The sequence below is a fragment of the Kaistia terrae genome, assembly GCF_026344005.1.
Taxonomy (GTDB): domain Bacteria; phylum Pseudomonadota; class Alphaproteobacteria; order Rhizobiales; family Kaistiaceae; genus Kaistia; species Kaistia terrae.
This window is the reverse complement of the sequence record NZ_JAPKNH010000006.1, coordinates 276,126-294,173: the sequence shown is the minus strand read 5'-3', so window position 1 is coordinate 294,173 and position 18,048 is coordinate 276,126. Positions and strand designations below refer to the sequence as shown.

Annotated in this window: 19 protein-coding genes and 1 pseudogene; 10 read left to right on the top strand and 10 right to left on the bottom strand. The window is 60.0% G+C overall.

The features are described from left to right. Window positions 1–199: 199 nt before the first annotated feature. The 8 genes from OSH12_RS18295 to OSH12_RS18265 all read right to left on the bottom strand — a co-directional run bounded on the left by OSH12_RS18295 (window position 200) and on the right by OSH12_RS18265 (window position 9,643). Complete coding sequence (locus tag OSH12_RS18295) at window positions 200–706, bottom strand: pyridoxamine 5'-phosphate oxidase family protein (RefSeq protein ID WP_266345024.1); 507 nt, start codon at window positions 704–706, stop codon at window positions 200–202. A gap of 472 nt (window positions 707–1,178) precedes the next feature. After that, window positions 1,179–2,594, bottom strand: a complete 1,416-nt coding sequence (locus OSH12_RS18290; RefSeq protein WP_266345023.1) for a pyridoxal phosphate-dependent decarboxylase family protein — start codon at window positions 2,592–2,594, stop codon at window positions 1,179–1,181. A gap of 235 nt (window positions 2,595–2,829) precedes the next feature. Then, window positions 2,830–3,078 carry a DUF982 domain-containing protein gene (locus OSH12_RS26260; RefSeq protein ID WP_380223009.1) on the bottom strand — a complete coding sequence of 83 codons (249 nt, stop codon included), beginning with the start codon at window positions 3,076–3,078 and terminating at the stop codon, window positions 2,830–2,832. A gap of 992 nt (window positions 3,079–4,070) precedes the next feature. Further along, window positions 4,071–4,484: a MerR family transcriptional regulator gene (locus OSH12_RS18285; RefSeq protein ID WP_266345022.1), complete on the bottom strand. Its 414-nt coding sequence runs from the start codon at window positions 4,482–4,484 to the stop codon at window positions 4,071–4,073. Window positions 4,485–4,591: 107 nt separating this feature from the next. Further along, complete coding sequence (locus tag OSH12_RS18280; protein WP_266345021.1) at window positions 4,592–5,590, bottom strand: sensor histidine kinase; 999 nt, start codon at window positions 5,588–5,590, stop codon at window positions 4,592–4,594. A gap of 349 nt (window positions 5,591–5,939) precedes the next feature. Then, on the bottom strand, window positions 5,940–6,401 hold the full coding sequence (locus OSH12_RS18275; protein WP_266345060.1) for a L,D-transpeptidase: 462 nt from the start codon (window positions 6,399–6,401) through the stop codon (window positions 5,940–5,942). A 109-nt stretch (window positions 6,402–6,510) separates the two neighbouring features. Beyond that, the gene (locus tag OSH12_RS18270; RefSeq protein WP_266345020.1) at window positions 6,511–8,373 is read right to left on the bottom strand and encodes an ice-binding family protein; all 1,863 of its coding nucleotides are present in this window, start codon (window positions 8,371–8,373) and stop codon (window positions 6,511–6,513) included. 514 nt (window positions 8,374–8,887) lie between these two features. Then, window positions 8,888–9,643 carry an SOS response-associated peptidase gene (locus OSH12_RS18265; protein WP_266345019.1) on the bottom strand — a complete coding sequence of 252 codons (756 nt, stop codon included), beginning with the start codon at window positions 9,641–9,643 and terminating at the stop codon, window positions 8,888–8,890. A gap of 140 nt (window positions 9,644–9,783) precedes the next feature. On the opposite strand from OSH12_RS18265, the gene OSH12_RS18260 reads away from it, so the two are divergent. Together OSH12_RS18260 and OSH12_RS18255 are read left to right on the top strand one after the other, a co-directional pair. Further along, window positions 9,784–9,972 carry a hypothetical protein gene (locus tag OSH12_RS18260; protein ID WP_266345018.1) on the top strand — a complete coding sequence of 63 codons (189 nt, stop codon included), beginning with the start codon at window positions 9,784–9,786 and terminating at the stop codon, window positions 9,970–9,972. Continuing rightward, window positions 9,969–10,274, top strand: coding sequence for a hypothetical protein (locus OSH12_RS18255; RefSeq protein WP_266345017.1), 306 nt, complete (start codon window positions 9,969–9,971; stop codon window positions 10,272–10,274). Before OSH12_RS18260 ends, OSH12_RS18255 begins: the two co-directional genes overlap by 4 nt. 240 nt (window positions 10,275–10,514) lie before the next feature. On the opposite strand, the gene OSH12_RS18250 is transcribed toward OSH12_RS18255, so the two are convergent. Continuing rightward, window positions 10,515–11,267, bottom strand: a complete 753-nt coding sequence (locus OSH12_RS18250) for a bestrophin-like domain (RefSeq protein ID WP_380223003.1) — start codon at window positions 11,265–11,267, stop codon at window positions 10,515–10,517. A 589-nt stretch (window positions 11,268–11,856) separates the two neighbouring features. Here OSH12_RS18250 and OSH12_RS18245 point away from each other — a divergent pair. The 8 genes from OSH12_RS18245 to OSH12_RS18210 all read left to right on the top strand — a co-directional run bounded on the left by OSH12_RS18245 (window position 11,857) and on the right by OSH12_RS18210 (window position 17,594). After that, a complete protein-coding gene (locus OSH12_RS18245) occupies window positions 11,857–12,057 on the top strand; it encodes a hypothetical protein (RefSeq protein ID WP_266345016.1) in 201 nt (66 codons plus the stop codon). A gap of 740 nt (window positions 12,058–12,797) precedes the next feature. Continuing rightward, window positions 12,798–13,313, top strand: coding sequence for a YciE/YciF ferroxidase family protein (locus OSH12_RS18240; RefSeq protein WP_380223037.1), 516 nt, complete (start codon window positions 12,798–12,800; stop codon window positions 13,311–13,313). Window positions 13,314–13,398: 85 nt separating this feature from the next. Next, complete coding sequence (locus OSH12_RS18235; protein WP_266345015.1) at window positions 13,399–13,692, top strand: PepSY domain-containing protein; 294 nt, start codon at window positions 13,399–13,401, stop codon at window positions 13,690–13,692. Window positions 13,693–13,715: 23 nt separating this feature from the next. After that, the gene (locus OSH12_RS18230; RefSeq protein WP_266345014.1) at window positions 13,716–14,303 is read left to right on the top strand and encodes a general stress protein; all 588 of its coding nucleotides are present in this window, start codon (window positions 13,716–13,718) and stop codon (window positions 14,301–14,303) included. A 48-nt stretch (window positions 14,304–14,351) separates the two neighbouring features. Next, window positions 14,352–14,555: a hypothetical protein gene (locus OSH12_RS18225; protein WP_266345013.1), complete on the top strand. Its 204-nt coding sequence runs from the start codon at window positions 14,352–14,354 to the stop codon at window positions 14,553–14,555. Window positions 14,556–14,736: 181 nt separating this feature from the next. Continuing rightward, complete coding sequence (katE, locus tag OSH12_RS18220; RefSeq protein ID WP_380222998.1) at window positions 14,737–16,845, top strand: catalase; 2,109 nt, start codon at window positions 14,737–14,739, stop codon at window positions 16,843–16,845. 187 nt (window positions 16,846–17,032) lie between these two features. Beyond that, window positions 17,033–17,224, top strand: a complete 192-nt coding sequence (locus tag OSH12_RS18215) for a hypothetical protein (RefSeq protein ID WP_266345012.1) — start codon at window positions 17,033–17,035, stop codon at window positions 17,222–17,224. Between the two features lie 169 nt (window positions 17,225–17,393). Further along, window positions 17,394–17,594 carry a hypothetical protein gene (locus OSH12_RS18210; RefSeq protein ID WP_266345011.1) on the top strand — a complete coding sequence of 67 codons (201 nt, stop codon included), beginning with the start codon at window positions 17,394–17,396 and terminating at the stop codon, window positions 17,592–17,594. Between the two features lie 80 nt (window positions 17,595–17,674). Here the strand turns inward: OSH12_RS18210 and OSH12_RS18205 are convergent. After that, window positions 17,675–17,881 (bottom strand): annotated as a pseudogene (locus tag OSH12_RS18205) (lysozyme); the annotation flags it as partial. Window positions 17,882–18,048 lie beyond the last annotated feature (167 nt).

Below are 18,048 nucleotides of genomic sequence, written 5' to 3'. Positions count from 1 at the left end.
GGCCGAGGGGGCGCACTCGTCCAGCCCTCGCCGATAGCAACCCGCTCCAGAAGCGATGCGATAGCCGGAGTTAACTTGTGAGGAGTACTCAGCGCGCGAACGTGGCAATGACTTTATGATTCGCGTCCCATACACTCGCTCAAGTGCCCAATAAAGAATAGGGCCGACTGGTGTCGGCCCAAGTCCACCTGACCTTTTGTTAGAGGTCAACCTTAGCGTTGTCGCCCATCTCAGGAGCGGAATTGGTCACGGCGGCGAAGATCATCTTGGCAAGCGCGACCGGCTTCCCCGGGCTATCCCAGAGTTCACCGTCTTCGGGCGTAACAGTGATCAGGCGGATCGACGGATCATTCTCATCCTCCCACCAAGCGCGATCGGCGACCTCCCAGAGATCCTTGATCTTTGCACGGTCGTTGCTGAGCACAGCCTTTCCCGAGATCAGCACATATTTGTAATCGCTATTGTTTGCCCAGAAGCACGAGACGAAGGGGAACTGATCGATCTGCGCATTCTTGTTTCCCTTGATGTCTACGAGGAAATAAATGGCGTGCTCATCACGCGCCACCCTGGCTGAAAGCGGTCGGCTTCTCTGACGCTCGCCATCCCAGGTGGTGAAGGCGCAGATGTCGATTTTCTTGGCGAGTTCCCAAATGCGATCCTGCACCTCTGCCGCCGTTTTCGGATTGTCGTCTGTCCGTTCTTTCATTGAACTTCTCCTGCTACAGGCAGATGCAACGCCGGATTAGCGCCGAAGTTGCCGACAATATTTTTCGCTCGGCTGTGATCCAAAACGGACCTTCGTCCCCGATTTGTTGGAACAAGACCAGCGGGTAGGGTTGGGGCTCAGTTGCCTGTCCATAGACCTTAGCGGTCGCCGCAATGGCTACACATCTTGATCGGCGGGCCGACGGCGATCACCAGCACCACCGTTAGCTTCCGAAAGTCTTCCACGGCAGGCCAGAACGCAGGTCGGCATTTTATCGCTCCAAACCCGAAAGCTGCCAGTCTGCAAACCACCCCAAGACCGACAGGCAGGGAACATATGTGCGCGTGGTGACAAGCTCTGGGCGCCCTATCTCGCCGAGCCGCGGAAAACGGGTCTTCGCCCAAATAAGCTCTAACAGCAGCTGGCAACCCTGGAGAATGAACGCGACTCGCTCTCCTAGCCGTCCTCCGCATCAACTCCGAATACCGCGCCAGGCTTCGAGGATGGCTTCGGCAGCGACGTCGATGTCGTCCTCGGAGGTGCCGCCGCTGATCACCGAGATCCTGAGGACCCAGTCGCCGCGCCATAGCGCTCCACCGGCGAAGATCCGCCCCTCGCGCTGCAGGGTGGCGATCGTCTTGCGCGTGAGCGCCTCGCTCTCCTCTCGCGAGCGGTTGCCGCCAAAGCGGACGATTAGCTGGTTGAGCACGACGTCATTCATGACCGCGACCCCGGGCTCGGCGCGCAGCGCATCGGCGAGTTGGCGCGCGAGCCGGCAATGCCGCCCGACCATTTCGGCGATGCCCGCGCGGCCGAAATGCCGGATCATCGCAAAGGTCGCGAAGCCGCGCGCCCGCCGCGACAATTCCGGCACGTAGTGCGACGGGTCACGCTCGCCCTCGGCCACGGCGGGCAGATAGCTGGCAGCGATGGTCATCGCCCGTCGATGCGCCTGGGCGTCCCGCACGATGGCGAAGCCGCAGTCATAGGGCGTCTGCAACCATTTGTGCCCGTCGGTTGCCCAGGAATCCGCGCCCTCGATGCCGTTCGCCAGGAAGGCGCGGTCCGGACAGGCACGAGCCCAGAGACCGAAGGCACCGTCGACATGCACCCAGCAATTGGAATGGCGTCGCGCCGAAGGGAGGATCGCCGGAAGCGGGTCGAAAGCGCCAGTGTTGATTTGCCCGGCCTGCGTGATGGCTATCACGGCCTCGTCGTCGGCTGCCGCCGCCATGGCTTCCGCAAACGCCTCCGGCAGCATCGCGCCTTCCTTGTCGACCGCAACTTTGGTGACGCGGGCCTGACCGAGACCGAGATATTGCAGAGCCGAAAAGACCGTGCTGTGTGCCTCTTCACCGATGATCACGCGGATGGGTGGCGCGCCGAACAGGCCATCGGCCTCGACGTCCCAGCCGAGCCGCCGCAGGACCGCGCCGCGCGCGGCGGCGAGCGCGACAAAATTGGCGACGGTCGCGCCGGTCACGAAGCCGACCGAAGCGGTGGCGGGGAGATCAAGCAATTCCAGAAGCCACTGCGCCGCGACGCCTTCGCAAGCCGCCGCCGCCGGCGCGGCGGCGTGGTTGCCGGCATTCTGGCCCCAGGCCGCCGTCATCCAGTCCGCCGCGACGCCGACAGGGTGCGAACTGCCGATCACCCAGCCGAAGAACCGCGTCCCGGCCATAGCATGAAGTCCGGGCGTCGCCCGATCCACCAGGTCGTCAAGGATCGCGCGGCCATCCGCGCCCGTTTCCGGCAAAGGGCCTGCAAAGTCAGCCAAGGCTTCGGCGTAGCCGTGCTCCGGGCGCTGCAAGCGGGTCGCGAGCCCCTGCCGGAAGGCGATGGCATGCGCTGCGGCCCTGGCAAAGACGTCCCGATCCGAACTGCCCATGGAGCCCTCCGCCAACGGAGCGGACGCGGTGTGTCCGCCAGCACCACGATAGCGCGGATCCCGCCGGGTTCAACGCCCTGCGCAATTGCGCTCCGCGAGCGCGCTGGAGCATGAAACACCGCGAAACATCCGCATCAACAAAACTGCAACGACGTCAATCGTCTGGCAGCCCTGCAAACTGCTGATCCCGACGGCGGCTTTATCATCTCGCGGTGCCGAAGTCGTTCGCCAATAGCTATTCGTCTGTCAGAATACCCGCCTCGCGAGCCGCTTGGAGAAACGCGGCACGAGCGCCTTCGGCAGAGCTTTGCTCTTCCCACGACGCGAGACAGATAGTTTTCGCAGCGATGTGGGCGGGCGTTGCCATAGAGTCCTTTGGCCAGTTGGTCATCAGCAGTTCGGATGCCCTCGCAACGTCACTAATGCCTTGGCGCGTCCCAGGTCCAACCCAGACAAACACGGGCTCGAAATAATTCTTGGTCATGGCGCGGACCATAAGCCGTTGGGACACTCCGCCTAACTCTTAGTTTCAAATCTCTGCTTAAAGAACGTGCGCCGACAGCGGCCGCGTGGGTGCTGCCGATAGCCGGTGCAACCACGAAAGGCAATCTCGACCTCAAGGAAAATAATTCTGCGCATCCCTGCATTAGATCCCATCCAGTGGAATATTGGCACGCGGAGGATGCGACTTTGGCGGATAGAATTGCGCGACTCAACGTAATGGCCGCAGGGCTTGCGGACCTAGCCGCTGAGGCAATGGACCTAGGCGAAATGCAGCTTGCACGAATGCTCGTTGATGCGATGCATGAAGCACGTGGCAGGAAGTCAGTTCCGCCGATCCACGGTCGGCTTAATTGATTGACCTCGCTATATATGCCTTCGTAGCGCGATTAGCAGTCTGCCCTCTTCCGTGGGGTGCCACACGTTCTGGAACTCAATCAGTCCCAACTGCCTGAGTGCTCGCAGGTCATTGTCGAGTGTCTCAAGATCGAGTCTGCCCAACTCGATTGCGTGCATGAGAGCCCATTGAGCGCCTGTTAGCGTTCGGGTGTTGCCTGGCATGATAATCCTTACGCTTGGGATATCGACGACCTAGGGGCGTGGTTCGCCATACAGCGGCCCGCGCTGATGGTTCTTGCCGGAGCCCATATAGTAGAAGGGCTGGCGTGCGGCGTTGGGTTTGTCCCCGATCACAGGCGCTTGGCCGACCATTCGTCGACATGGCTCTTTGGCAACTCTGAATTGCGCGTCTTCGCACACGGGTCTATCAATTGTGAGATTTGTTTCGACCATTCGGGGCGGAGGTCCGGCGCCGGCTCGAAAAGGAACCAGCGCCGCGATCGCAAAGATCACGCTCGCCCCTAATCCACCAAAGATCGCTTTCACGTCACTCTCCATCGGCATCCTAGTGCCGTTGGAAGAACGGTAGCCGACGGCAAAGGGTTGCTACGATTTCTGAGAGCAGGATTTGGCTCTTCAGGCTTGGTGGGGCAGGCCTCGTGAACGATCGGACATCGAAAGGACTTTTGCGGGTCTTGCTTCTTGCTCAGGATCGGCGGTCGGGCGAAGCGAAGCCGTCAAACTTGCGATCGCGTTGGACCGTTTGATGTAGTCTTGTTCCAAGTGGGACCTTAGCTCAGGTAACCGTTCCGAGAGAAATGCCGCACGGCCCGTGACTGTCATAGACAGCATTGAAGCCACTTCGCGAATAGTAAAGCCGGCCTCTGACCACTTCATGATGTCCCGCACTCTCTCGCGATCTTCAGCCGAATAGAGCCGGTATGAGCCCAGCCTGACGGGGGTAAGGATCTGCTGTTGCTCCCAGAATCGGAGGGTGCGCATCGTCAGACCAAATTCCTCGGCGATCTCTCTGATGGTATACTCGCTCATGGTGTCGTTCCGCTTAAGCCGACGTCATGGTCGATCAAGTGGCGAACGACCATCCCGGCATTGACGATCAAGCGAGGCTCGCGCCTTAGCTTGCCGCCTTATACGGTCTAAGCGGCTAGATGGTTTGAGTTCAAAGTCAGAGTGATGATAATTCCCTCTTTGGCCCAGTCGATGTTGATGGTGCCGCCGAGCTGGCCGGTCACGCTGCGGTGAAGCAGCTTGCTGCCGTAGCCTTCATCCGCGGGGCGCTCGACAGCCGGCCCGCCTTGTTCCGTCCAAACGATGCAGACCTCGTTTTCAGTGCTGGTCCCAGAGATATCCAGCAAGCCTGAGCCGGTCGAAAGCGCCCCGTATTTAAGCGAGTTGGTGGCAAGCTCGTGGATAACGAGCGCAATGGACGTTGCCGCCTGCTCGCCTACACCCATCCGAGGGACGGCGACACGTATCCGGCTGCTGAAGGCACCGCTGTCATCATATGGTGCCAGGAGCACCGCGATTACGTCGCCTAGCAGTGCTGCTCGCCCCTGGTGGCCTGGCAGCGGCCGGACAAGGTCGTGCGCTCGTCCGAGCGCTGTTAGGCGATCAGTCAACTCCTTGGCCATTTCGGCGACCGTATTAGATGATCGGGACGTTATGGTGGTCAGGCCCGATGCGATCGCCAATAGGTTTTTGACCCTGTGGCTCATTTCGCCGGCCAGCAATTCGCTGCCCTCTTCAGCTTGCTTACGGCCAGTCACGTCAAGGAAAACGCCCGACGCTTGGCCCTTGTGCACGCCCTCATCGTTGCCCAAGCCACGAGCGGAGATCCAACGAATCTCTTCACCTATCAAGATGCGAAAATCGATCTCAAATGCGCCCACGATCGCCCGCGTCGCCGTGAAAGCCGCGCGCACGCGATCTCGATCGGCGGGATGGATACGGGACGATAGATCTTCAAAAGTCACCTGGCTCTTTGGAGGCAGCCCCCAAAGCTGGAAACCCTGCTCGTCCATCGCAAAGTCGTCGGTTTCCACTGCCCACGCCCAAAGCGCCACTCCGGCTGCGTGAAGAGCCCGTTTGAGGTTCTGGGCTTCCCACAGAGGATCGGCATCGTTTCGGAATGGCATGGCTGGCTCCTTAGAGCGCAGTTTGATCAGATCACTCCAGGAGGCGCCAGCGAGACCGTTTGAGTGGCGACGCGGCCTTTTGGTCTATCGTCTGTTGGTGGCGCCCGGAATAGTTGTGCGGGCGGGCAAAGTCACCCGCCCAGCCGCCCTATTTTCGGGCGTAGGCTGTGACGCTCACCAGGTGGAACAGCAGCTCTTTCACGCTGAGCGGATAGACCCTTACGAACCACCGGCCGCCTTCTACGTGGTCGAGGGCATCCGCCGTTTCCCATACGTAGGATTTGCCGGCTAGCCTCGAACCTGCGCACTGCCGCTTGGAAGGCGCGCGCATGTCGGATGAGCAGTTGGACTAGCGTCTCACGACGACCGGTGTGCCGACATTCACACGTCCGAATAGGTCCAGAATGTCCTCGTTGTGCATTCGGATGCAACCAAAGGACACGAATCCGCCGACAGAGCCCGGTTGGTTGGTGCCGTGAATGGCATATTCACCACCCGCCAGCGTCATCGCCGCGGCTCCCATCGGATTAGCCGGCGATCCCGACGGAATGAAGTCGGGCACGTTCGGGCGGGCCCGCTTGATTGCGGCGGGCGGCGCCCAGTTGGGACGGAGATGCTTGCCGTCTATCGCAGACACCCCGACCCACTGGCGTCCCACCCGGCCAACGCCAACCATGTATCGCAAAGCTCGCCCCCCAGGCAGAACCAGGTAGAGCTTGCGCTCAACGGTTCGGACAACAATCGTTCCAGGCGGGTCGCCGGCCGTAAAGACAACGAGCTCACCAGCAAAAGACCAGCTTGTCGGGACCATAGCCAGGACGAGGGCGACGAGAAACGCTGGCAGAGATGCCCGGCCGATTACCACCGGTATCTCAGCTCCCCGTTCCCCGTATAGGACTGGAAGCCATCGGCAAACTGTCCTATACGGAACCTCCGATCGCGAATCCGCTCAGGAATGCGATCTCCGCGCCAGCTGATAGCAGCAGCGAGTCCGTGGCTGGCTCGGCACCAGTGACAGTGAACTGCGATCCCGGCAGTTGCTGGAACGAAGCCTCCATTTCAGTCTTCGACCAATAATCATGCGCCCAGGCTGCGCCTGCCCGGAGCGAAAAATCGGTGCCCGGATCGAGAGCGAAGGTATGCTCTGCCCTGGCGCCCAGTTCCACGCGTGCGGCCGTAGTCGTGTTCGCGTCGTAGGCAAGCGCGAAAGTCGAGGCGCCGGACGCGGTGCTCTCGCGATAGCCTGGCGTGCGAAAGGCCTGCACGCGCAAGGCCGCATATGGCGTCAACCAGTCGGCGTGGTAACCAGCTTCGATATGCACGCCACCGTTGTGCGCGGAGAATTCCGCCGTGTATTGATCGGTCCCGGCGAGGGTGACGAACCGGTCGGTCGAAACGTCGTGATAAGCGTAGGCGACTGCCGTCGTGAAATAGGCTCTGTCGAAGTTCGTTCGGGCATAGACGGCCGCCTGCACCATGTTGCTGCGTCCGCCTCCGAGCCAGTTTGACAGGTCGAAATCGGCTTTGCCGCCTCCCACCGCAAACCCGACCTCGGTATCCGGGGTAATCATATGGTCAGCGCCGACTGCGAATCCGCGAAGATTCGTCGTCCTCTCATGGCTTCCAACGGTGAAGTCGCCGTCCGTCTTGCTGTTGCCGCCATAGCCCGCCGCCCAGAACTCCCAGCGACGCGGGTCGGGAAGGAGTCGAGATTGGTCAAGCGCAGCAAAAGCCGCATTGCCCACGGGCGCACTGGCCGTCGCATAGCCGAGTACTCTCACGGTGCTTGGTGCCTGCGCAGGGACCGGCACGGACCGTCGGCCATTGCCGAAACCCGGCTGGAGCACAAGATTCAAGAAAGAATTCATTGCCTGGATCCCGGTCGGCGCCACGCCCGTCGCGACCTCTCCCGAGAGCTGCGTGAACGCCTCCGCCAGTTCAGCGGGCGAGAGGAAGTCGACAAGATCCTGGAAGCCGGGAGGCAACACGCCTCCGCCGGCTACGTAATCGTCGATCGCCCCAGCCACTGCTTCCTGGTTGTCCGTGGCGTCGGATCCGATCACCTCGCCAGCGGTCATCTGCTGGAGCACGCACACCGTGATGTTATTGCTGTCCATAGTCACGGCTGCGGTTTGCGCCCAAGCTGCTCCGCAATTGATGTTGGCGCCCGTGGTGAGCGTGATGGCCGCGAGCGCAAGAATTTGACCCTGGAATGTAGAGGTCGTGCCGAGAGTCGCCGACGACCCGAGCACGAAAAAGACGTTGCCGCCTTGCGCACCGTTGATCAGTTGAACCGAGGACGCGCTGCCGGTGGTTAATGTGCTTCCGACTTGGAATATGAACACCGCATTGGGGTTGCCTTGCGCGTCGAGGGTCAAAGGCCCGCCCAGCGTGTTCAGCGAAGCCGTTGTGTCGAAGCGATAGACGCCTGCGGTGAGCGTCTGCCCGCCCAGGTCCTGGCCGGTTAGATCCTGTGTGGCAGGCCGGCCCCATAGTTCGTTGTAGCGGGTCTGAAGCTCAATCTGCGCATCGATGGCAACCTGATCATTTGAGTGCAACGTTCCGTTGACCTCTCCTGGGCTGGGATTGGTGCCGAGCCCGGTGATGGCCGAGCCGGGACTGACGCCGACATTTCCGTTGATGATCGTTGGACCGGTGTTGGTGACGGTCGAGCCAGCCAACACTCCAAAGCTGTCGAGACTCTGCGCGCCGGCGCTCGTGGCGAACACGGCGATTGCCAGCGATATGATTGGAGTTAGCGGTGTAGGACGCAGACGCTTCATGATTGCTCCTTGAGCTTGATGGAGCACGCTAGCTTATTCTTCGTGTCGATAGTCATTAATCAACCGGATGATTTAATTCGTGATCTCAGTCGGCTTGAAAGACCAAAATCGTGGCCATTGATCACTAATTAAATCGGGTTGATATCAGATCTCGACGCAAGTTATTTTGTGGATGATTCACGGATAATCATCGAAATAATTATCGTCGAGAATTCACTCAGAATCGTGATTCACACTGATACTTTGATGCGTAGGAGAAAACTTCGAGACCCGCACAGGGCCGCAAGTAAAAACTTTCCAGGCTGTCAAACCGCGCGGTTGGCGGCTCGGTCTGCCCCACCACCGGCCGCACAGATCATGAGCGCCCGAGCGTCGTTAGCCGTGGGGGCGGCCCCTGAGCCAGATCATTCTGAGACGATCTAGATGTCGGTGATAGCTAAGACGCAGTCATCACAGGCTAGGTTTATGCTGCGCGCTGGCATGACTCGAATGCCTTGCTGCTTGAATGCTTTGCTCAGAGCAGCAGCGGCTCGCCGGTACCTAGCAAAGCGGACGATCCACCGTCCTGTTTCTGACCCCGCGCCAGAATGCGAAGCGAGCCATCTGGCAAGGGTCGTTGCAGAGCCAACGCCTCGTTCGCCGGCGCCGTCATCCAGACCTCAATCTCTTCCGGCGTCGTCAGGATGACCGGCATCGCCTTCGGGTGAATCAGCGCGACGAGCTCATTCGGCTCGGTCGTCAAGAATGCGAAGAGGTCGTTCGTCGTCTCGCCCTCCCTCACCTTCCGCACGCTGGTCCAGTTGGTCCAGATCCCGGCAAAGAACGCGAGCGGGCGATCCTCGGACAGAGCGAACCAGACGTCGCCGCCCTCGGCCTTGTTGAACTCCGAGAAGCTGGTGAAGGGTACAACGCATCGATTGGCAACGCCGAGCCATCGCTGCCAGTGCTTGCTGGCAACGTTACGGACGTTTGTCGTGCCGGTGTCCGGCTCCATCCGCAGCAACTCCTTGAAGTCGACCGCCGTGCCTTTCGCCTCAAGCTTGGCCGCGCGCTTCTTGGTAGCCTCCATCAAAGCAAATGATGAAGACGGCATACCCCATCGAGCCAGCGCCAGTTCGCGGACCCCGTCCGGCGCATTGCGCACGATCGGCGCCGGATAGTCAGGAAAGATGCCTGGGAGGGGCGGCAGATTGCCGGCGTGGTCGCGCATCGCATTGGCGAACGCGCGAATGGCATCCTGGGTTCTGGTCATCGAATAGAGGTTGCACATGCCCTGAGCCTACCGAGCCTGTCGCGAAAAGGAAGCCCCTGCCTCCTTGGTTCGAAACGGTGCATAGGATTCAACTCCTAGGTTGCTTGACTCTTCGATCGATGAGAACAAAATAAGAACATCGAATTTGGAGACCCTCGATGGGCGTGCCCGCTATACCTATTTCGGATGAGACGCAGATCGCATTGGACGAGCGCGTCGACAGTTTGCTGGCGGCTCACAATGGCAATGCACGAGCGGCCCTCGAGACGCTGCTTCTCGCGGTCGATATTCGGGCCAGCCGCGTTTCATACGGCTTTGTGCGTGGCCGATTGCCAGATCAACAATGAACAGTGACGACGTAAACCGCCCGCTCTCGCCATGGGCAGTCTGCGCCCGGCTCGAGCAGAAGGTGAGTCAGCAGAAGGGCGCGCGGATCTCGCACGATACTGCCGACCTCCTTCTTCGGGCGTTGCGCGCCTATCTCGCCAATCCCAACCGCGATCGGATCGCTGCGATCATGTGTATGCGGCACAACATCAAGCGCGAGCCCTGCCGGCCTCTTTGTCGGGGCTGCCTGGCAACCGCTTGGGAGTTGAAATGCCTCATGCGCGGAGAGAAGAACACCTTCAGCGACGAATGGGAGCGCTAAGGTTCGGGTGCGGAAGGTGATCGCCACCCTCGGCTGCCGGGTTGGCTATGGGAAATATTGGGGGTGTCCGTCGTGCCGTACTCGCCCAGGCAAGGCAAGGCGGAGCGTCTACCACCGCAAATCTACGCGTCGAGCAGCTTGCTTACGACACCCGGGGACTCTGCCCTCTTGCAGAGTACTGTCCCAATTCAAGGTCGCTGCGGGAACGGACGTGGCACCGATAGACACTGACCCGTCGATCTAGGGCTTGCCCATTTCGACCAAGGCAGCTCTGAGCGGAGCGTCTGAAACGTGGATAAAGCCGATATAGGGGTGGTCCATGTCGACAATCAGGTAGATCGCTGCACTTACCGACACTGCGCACGTTAGCAAAATGATGAATACGGTTGCATTGGTTGGGGCCAGCAGGCCAAAGGTTCCGAACAGGACAGCGAGCCAAAAGACCAATACCATTAAAAACGGCCTTGGAAGCCCGCCCCCTACCGCCTCTGTTTGAACCCAGTAGGCCTCGGCAATCTCCCAACTAATCGCAAGTGCCCGAGTTTGCAGGTTCCTCTCTGTGTCCGTCGATGGCACCAAGCCCCTCAGAGCGTCTTCCACCGGCTCTAACGACGGAGCGGAACGCTCTGCAGCTTCGGAGGCGTCCGGATCCCAGGCATAGGTTAGCCGTGCCTCAATCAGTTTTCGTAAGTCGTGCCGCGCGGCTTGTGTTTCAGCCCCATACTTGGCCATCGTTCGATCCAGCAGAACGACGCGCGCGACTGAAGTCTTCAACTCGGTGTTTGCGTTCTCGTACGTGACCTTTGCCGATGAAATTAGCAACCCAAGAGCGAGGGCCGACAATGTGCCTATGATAGCGATCGCAAGCTTGATGACATCCTTTGCATCGCCATCAAGGTGATGATTGGGCAGACGCCTTCGAATCCACATCCCCATCAGCGTTGCCAAAATTAAACACAAAAGCGCTATTGGCGCAGCAATATAAGCATTCAAAATTGGTAATCCCAATATAGATTATATTTACGTCTTCGACGGAAATCTTTAACTCATTTACGATAGGTGTCGACGATAAGTGGCTCGACCGTGTGATGCTACCCCACAGGCCTATCATATCACCGTTATTGATCTGGGCTCTGATGGTTAGTAGATGCCGCCTGAGGCTTCATAGTCTTCGAGATGCCCGGCAAAGGCCCGCAGGCGATGATGGTTGACTAAAACGCCGCGCTTACATCGACAGCCAGCATTATCGGCGCCAACCACAGCAAGATCGAAGCGGCGATAAGGCTTGCGTAGACGAGCGTGCGTGTAATGGTGGTACGTGTCATGATCGAGCCCCCTTCCCTAGCGTAGAGTTGACGGTGGCTCGGGATCAATAGCTAGGGGTGGCTAAGCTTCGTCAGGGAAAACCGTATTTTGCAGTTCATTCGCGGCCGGGCATTTCTGCCACATGATAAGCCTTCTGCACGTCATACCAGGCGGCGGTTCCCTCTTGCGGGAACGAGCTTCAGCTCTTCAACGTTGCTATGATCGATAACTAGAGCCTGATGACTAGGCGGCCGGCGCTCCAAATGAGGCAAGTGAGATGTCCAACTTTATGCTCGAGCTTGTCCTGGGCGAGGTGCTTCTAGCATCTCAAGCCCACCGCATTCTGGATGTCGATATGGCCTGCACTCGCATTTCTGCTCTCTGCCTGGCGTATGGCGACACCAGCGAGGACATTCGTCTCGCTTTGACCGAACTTGCCGTCATCCAGAATGGGGGGATTTTGCCTGTCGTGGCGTAGTCACCTTGCATGCAACGGGCTGGGAACGCATTGGTCATTACAAAGAGAGAACTTACAACATTCAACCACTCTCTTGGCCGCTGATAAGGGCTCGGAGGAGATTTTCAGCTCTATTCCGGGCTCGACCGCCTCGAACCCGCACAATGACCTCCGCCAGCTTCCCGCTGGCGAAGGCTTCAACAACGCTGACATGAACGTAGCTTTTCCGAACGACCGCGGGCGTATTGCCTAAATTGTCCGCCACAAGCCGCATGGCCGAGTTGAGTTGCCGACGCAGCGCACTCTCGCTCTAAGCAGGAGTCAGGCGTGGGAGATGCTCGGCAGCGAGCGCATTGGCGCCCAACATGCGTAAATCCTTCGCCGAAATTTCCGCCCCGGAAATCCTCCGCAGACAGTCTTTGATTTCCTGCGAATGGATGGGCCGGACCTGCCCGGCGGAATCGCGAAACTGGATCAATCGCGGATCGGCCAAAGAGTGAATGCGCCGCAGGGCTCGCACGAGCGGGGGATCGCGAAGTTCGCACTTTATGGTCGTGCCCCCTTTGCCCTTGACGCAGAGGAGCAAGCTCGATCGGGAAAGGTGCGTCTGGCGCTTCAGGGTCCTCAGTCTACGCATTAAGCCCGTGCAGAACGATTATCTTGGTCGTCTTGATTTTATGGAACGAACATCGGGCGAAGGGATTGATACCAGTAATCGAGAAATAACCACCAAGAAGAAGTCATTGTGCTGGAGGATAATCATGCCCACAGAAAAGAATCTCTCCGACGCTTTCTATGAAACGTTGAAGGATGTCTACTTTGCCGAGAAGCAATCTGTAAAGGCGTGCAAGAAGTCGGCGAAGGCTGCACAGTCTCCTGAGCTGAAGAAGGCCTTCACGGACCACGCCGAAGAAAGCGAGGGCCATGTCGAACGCCTGGTGCAGGTTTTCGAAATTCTCGGCAAGCCGGCACGCGGCAAGACCTGCGATGCCATGGTAGGTATCACGGCCGAGATGGAAGAAGATCTGGAGGATTTCGGCGGAACCGCCGCCGCTGACGCCGTCCTGATCGGCTGTGGCCAGGCCATCGAGCATTACGAGATTGCCCGCTACGGCATGCTCAAGACTTGGGCGACACAGCTTGGCATGAAGGACGCCGCCACGCTTCTCGATCAGACGCTCCAGGAGGAGCACAAGGCGGATGCGTTGCTCACGCAGATCGCCGAAGCTGGCGTCAATGCCGGCGCCGAGGAAGGCCGCACGGCCGCTCGCGCTTAACCGCCCCTCGCTCTTCCTTCTCCCGGCCCTTTGCAACACGGTTTGCCGTGGCCGGGAGAGCTTTGTCTAGATCTGGAGATCCAACATGAAGAACCTCGTATTCGCCGGCCTTCTGATCGCTGCCTCCGCCGCTCCCGCTTTTGCGGAGGAAGCAAAGACCCCGGCTGTTGCTGGTGAGCAGACGAACCCAGCCGCTCCGGTGGCCGGTGCGAACAGCTTCACCGAAGATCAGGCCCGCGCTCGCGTCACCGACGCCGGCTACACCGATGTTTCGGCGCTGGTCAAGGATGCTGAAGGCATCTGGCGCGGCAAGGCATCGAAGGGCGGAGCCATGATGGACGTCGCCGTCGACTTCCAGGGCAACGTCACCAGCAAGTAAGTTTCGAGTTGAAAGGACATCTCATGACTACGACCGTTTCCGGACTGTTTGACACGCACGCAGAGGCTACTGCCGCCGTCCGCGATCTTCAGGCTCTGGGCATTGCCCGCGATGATATCAGCGTGGTGGCTTCTAATGTCGACGGCGACGTCGATGCTTCGGATGTTGCCGTTGATGCCAGCGCCGGCGCAGGCATTGGCGCCGCCTTTGGCGGCTTGGGCGGCCTTCTGGCCGGTCTTGGCATCGTGGCCATTCCGGGCGTCGGCCCGGTCGTGGCGGCTGGCTGGCTGATCGCAACCGCAGCCGGCGCCGCCGCTGGCGCGGTCGTCGGTGGCGCAGCTGGCGGTATCGTCGGCGCCCTGACGGAATCCGGCGTGCCGGAGCGCGATGCGCATGTATATGCCGAGGGCGTTCGCCGCGGCGGCACGCTCGTGACCGCCCGCGTCGCTGACGAGAAGGCTGAACTCGCTCGCGGCGTGCTGCATGACGCACGCGCTGTCGACCTAGAACGCCGTCGTAGCGATTACGAGACGGCAGGGTGGACCAGGTTCGACCCGGATGCGCCGTTGCCGCAGCGGGATCGCGTCGGACTGAACAACGATCTGGTTTGAGCAGAGTGCGGGGCCCTTGGGCCCCGCCCCATTTTAGGGGATACGGGGATGCGCGAGCTGACCGATCAAGAGTGGCAAACGCTGACGGATATTGCCAACCCGCAGGAGTGTCTTCTGCGGGATGGGGAAACACTCAAGCAGCTGTTGGCGGACGGGCTCGTTCACATGATGGCAAATTGCTATCGACCGACGCCACTCGGCACTGAAGCCTTACAAAGGCGCGAAGCGGCCAGGGCCTCTTCTAAAGTCTAGCTGTTCTCTGCAGCCAACGCAGTTCACACGCCGGGCGCTGCAGCCCTTTTGTCCCAGACCGGTGTGCCACCAACCACGCTAGACGGGGGAACAGATCGTGGTGGGCCTCCGTTAGTATGTTGCCGTCGCCACACTGCTCGCACGGCGCATTCATCCAAGCACCACCACTCGGAGGAACGTCATGGACAAGAAGGGCCGTTCGAACTCGTCCGTCATGCTGGGCGAGCAAGCAGTCAATCGCGGCGCGGGCGGCGAGACACACCAGACAGCCGACGCGGGCTACGACACCCTGACCACCCAACAGGGCACTCCCGTCTCCGACGACCAGAATACGTTACGACAGGGCGCGCGCGGGCCCGCGCTGATGGAGGACGCCCATTTCCGTGAGAAAATATTCCACTTCGACCACGAGCGCATCCCCGAACGGGTCGTGCATGCGCGTGGCTATGGTGCTCACGGCTTCTTCGAGACCTACGAGCCGCTGACGGACCTAACCCGCGCCGACATCTTCCAGCGAGCCGGCGAGAAGACGCCGGTCTTCGTCCGCTTCTCCACAGTCGCCGGCAACAAGGGCTCCGCCGATCTGGCGCGCGACGTCCGTGGCTTTGCCGTCAAGTTCTATACCAAGGAGGGAAACTGGGATCTGGTCGGCAATAACATCCCCGTGTTCTTCATCCAGGACGCGATCAATTTTCCAGACCTCGTCCATTCCGTAAAGCAGGAGCCGGACCGCGATTTCCCGCAGGCGCAGAGTGCGCATGACAATTTCTGGGATTTCGTGTCGCTCATGCCGGAATCGATGCACATGATCATGTGGGTCATGTCCGATCGCGCCATTCCGCGCTCCTTCCGCTTCATGGAAGGCTTCGGTGTGCATACCTTCCGGCTGGTCAATGCCGAGGGACAATCCACCTTCGTCAAGTTTCACTGGAAGCCGAAGCTCGGCATGCAATCCGTGGTCTGGAACGAGGCGGTGAAGATCAACGGCGCCGATCCCGATTTCCATCGCCGCGATCTCTGGAACGCTATCCAGAGCGGCGATTATCCTGAATGGGAGCTGGGCCTTCAAACCTTTGACCAGGAATTCGCCGACAGCTTCGATTTCGACATTCTCGACGCGACAAAACTGATCCCGGAGGATGTACTGCCGGTGACGCCGGTCGGCCGCCTCGTCCTCGACCGCATGCCCGAAAACTTCTTCGCCGAGACCGAGCAGGTCGCTTTCATGACACAGAACGTTGTTCCCGGCATCGATTTCTCCAATGACCCTCTGCTGCAGGGCCGGAACTTCTCCTATCTGGACACCCAGATTAAGCGGCTTGGCGGGCCCAACTTCGCGCATCTGCCGATCAACGCGCCCAAGTGCCCGTTCCATCACTTCCAGCAAGACGGCCACATGGCCTTTACCAATCCCAAGGGACGAGCCAACTACGAGCCAAACTCTTGGGGAACGGAGATCGGCGGACCGCGCGAGGCGCCGATGCAGGGCTTCCAGACAATCGCCCAGGAAGCGGAAGGTCCCAAGGTCCGGCTGCGTGCGGAGAGCTTTGCCGATCACTACAGCCAAGCCCGACAATTTTACCGTAGCCAGACATCGGTCGAGCAGAAGCATATCGGTGCAGCATTGGTATTCGAACTGAGCAATTGCGAAACGCTGGCGATCCGGGAACGCGTCGTGTCGCACCTGCTCAATATCGATACGGATCTGGCGCAGACAGTGGCTACCGGCCTCGGCCTTGGCGCCCTGCCGAAAGCTGCGCCGCCGGCAGCCAAACCAAAGATGGATCTGAAGCCGTCCGACGCGTTGAGCATCCTCAAGAACGGTCCGAAGCAGTTCAAGGGCCGCAAGTTGGGCATCCTGATTACCGATGGCGTCGATACCGGCCTGCTGAAGGCGGTCGAGACTGCCGCCACGGAGGCTGGCGCCACCGTGGAACGCATTGCGCCAACAGTGGGTGGTGTCAAGGCGAGCGACGGCACGCACCTGCCTGCGCATCGCAAGATCGACGGCGGCCCATCGGTGCTGTTTGACGCGGTGGCGATCCTGGTCAGCGAGGCGGGCGTCGCGGCGTTGCTAAAACTTCCGCCGGCGCGCGACTTCGTCGCCGATGCCTATGCGCATTACAAGTTCTGTGGGTTCACGCAGACCGCGATGCCACTATTCGCCAAGGCAGGGTTGCCGAAGGAACTCGACAAGGGGTTCGTCAAGCTGGCTCAGCCCGCCGATGCGAAGGGCTTCGTTCAGGCATGCGCGGCACTGCGGTTCTGGGACCGCCCCGACGGCGCGTGAATACCGGTGCGGGCAGAGCCTATCTCTGCCCGTCCGCACAAATCGAGGAGGCTGATATCAGTGAGGTATCAATTCGCCGATCCTCGCTTACGCGGGAACAAATACACCTCCTCATCGTTGTGCGATCGAGATCCGGAACCTGGCAACCAGGCCGCCAATGCGCAACCCAAAATTGAAGTCGACCGAAATGTTGATGATGACCGAGCTATTGATTTCCGAAGTCATGACTGCGGTCGAGTTCCGTGAGCCTGTGGATGTCGGCGCGGCTGTGGATCGTTGCCGTAGCCGCCTACCGGATCACCCTGAATCCGACCAGCAGCTCAATGAAAAGCTTCAGTCCTTGGCACTCGAGTATGGCTCTGGCTTCGTGCTGCGATAGGTCGGCCAAGGCACCTGCCTGAACTAGGAGCAGAAGAGCCAAATTGGTACGATGCCTATAGGTTGCGATTTTCCCGCTCTTCCTCAAGCTTGCTCACCTTGGCGTGCACCTGCTCAACCGAAGCCTTGCACCGACGATGCAGGGCGGCGGTGGCAGGGGGCGGTAGGCGATGGGACCAGGGCCGTTCGCCGCGGCAATCACGGTGCCAGCCGCGCCCGCGATGGGCGTCAGGATCTCCGGCTTCGTCAAAACGCTCGGATTCGGCGGTTCGGCCGGGACCGACGCGCTCGAAACGAACGATCCCTTCACCCAGAGCCAGCCCTCGGCATTGCGGCGGTTCACCAGTCCGGTCATGCGCTTGCCGTTGTAATTGACCTATTTCAAAAGCTCGAACGGCACCGACGCGTAGTCGCCCTTGTTCAGCTTCTTGAGCAGGGTGAGGCGCTTGAATTACCCCTCCCCGACGTTGAAGACGGAGGAGACGAGCGCGGCGAACTGGTTATCGGTGAGAGGTACCTTCACCAAGCACGAGACGGCCGATTCCGCCTCGCGGAGATCCAGCTTCAGCAGCGCTTCGGCCTTGGCCTCGCTGATGACCGCTCCCGGCTGCACGACATAGTCGCCGTCCGAGCTGTGGCCGTAGCCAATGGTGAGAACCTTGCCGGTGTCGAGGTCCTGTAAGTGTCCCTACATGCGCTTTCGAAATCTCGGACGCGATGCAGACCTTCGTTTCGTTTCCGCTAAAAAACACCAACGCCCGCGAATGCGGGCGCTGGATCTACTTGGTCTCTTCGCCGCCCACGAAGTTGCGTGCGGCCGTCCAG

Coding starts and splice junctions, on each gene's coding strand:
- OSH12_RS26260 (WP_380223009.1), bottom strand. CDS start 3,078: ATGACCAAGAATTATTTCGAGCCCGTGTTTGTCTGGGTTGGACCTGGG.
- OSH12_RS18255 (WP_266345017.1), top strand. CDS start 9,969: ATGAACAGTGACGACGTAAACCGCCCGCTCTCGCCATGGGCAGTCTGC.
- OSH12_RS18235 (WP_266345015.1), top strand. CDS start 13,399: ATGAAGAACCTCGTATTCGCCGGCCTTCTGATCGCTGCCTCCGCCGCT.
- OSH12_RS18245 (WP_266345016.1), top strand. CDS start 11,857: ATGTCCAACTTTATGCTCGAGCTTGTCCTGGGCGAGGTGCTTCTAGCA.
- OSH12_RS18270 (WP_266345020.1), bottom strand. CDS start 8,373: ATGAAGCGTCTGCGTCCTACACCGCTAACTCCAATCATATCGCTGGCA.
- katE (WP_380222998.1), top strand. CDS start 14,737: ATGGACAAGAAGGGCCGTTCGAACTCGTCCGTCATGCTGGGCGAGCAA.
- OSH12_RS18260 (WP_266345018.1), top strand. CDS start 9,784: ATGGGCGTGCCCGCTATACCTATTTCGGATGAGACGCAGATCGCATTG.
- OSH12_RS18265 (WP_266345019.1), bottom strand. CDS start 9,643: ATGTGCAACCTCTATTCGATGACCAGAACCCAGGATGCCATTCGCGCG.
- OSH12_RS18210 (WP_266345011.1), top strand. CDS start 17,394: ATGGGACCAGGGCCGTTCGCCGCGGCAATCACGGTGCCAGCCGCGCCC.
- OSH12_RS18280 (WP_266345021.1), bottom strand. CDS start 5,590: ATGCCATTCCGAAACGATGCCGATCCTCTGTGGGAAGCCCAGAACCTC.
- OSH12_RS18230 (WP_266345014.1), top strand. CDS start 13,716: ATGACTACGACCGTTTCCGGACTGTTTGACACGCACGCAGAGGCTACT.
- OSH12_RS18225 (WP_266345013.1), top strand. CDS start 14,352: ATGCGCGAGCTGACCGATCAAGAGTGGCAAACGCTGACGGATATTGCC.
- OSH12_RS18285 (WP_266345022.1), bottom strand. CDS start 4,484: ATGAGCGAGTATACCATCAGAGAGATCGCCGAGGAATTTGGTCTGACG.
- OSH12_RS18295 (WP_266345024.1), bottom strand. CDS start 706: ATGAAAGAACGGACAGACGACAATCCGAAAACGGCGGCAGAGGTGCAG.
- OSH12_RS18275 (WP_266345060.1), bottom strand. CDS start 6,401: ATGGTCCCGACAAGCTGGTCTTTTGCTGGTGAGCTCGTTGTCTTTACG.
- OSH12_RS18290 (WP_266345023.1), bottom strand. CDS start 2,594: ATGGGCAGTTCGGATCGGGACGTCTTTGCCAGGGCCGCAGCGCATGCC.
- OSH12_RS18240 (WP_380223037.1), top strand. CDS start 12,798: ATGCCCACAGAAAAGAATCTCTCCGACGCTTTCTATGAAACGTTGAAG.
- OSH12_RS18215 (WP_266345012.1), top strand. CDS start 17,033: ATGTTGATGATGACCGAGCTATTGATTTCCGAAGTCATGACTGCGGTC.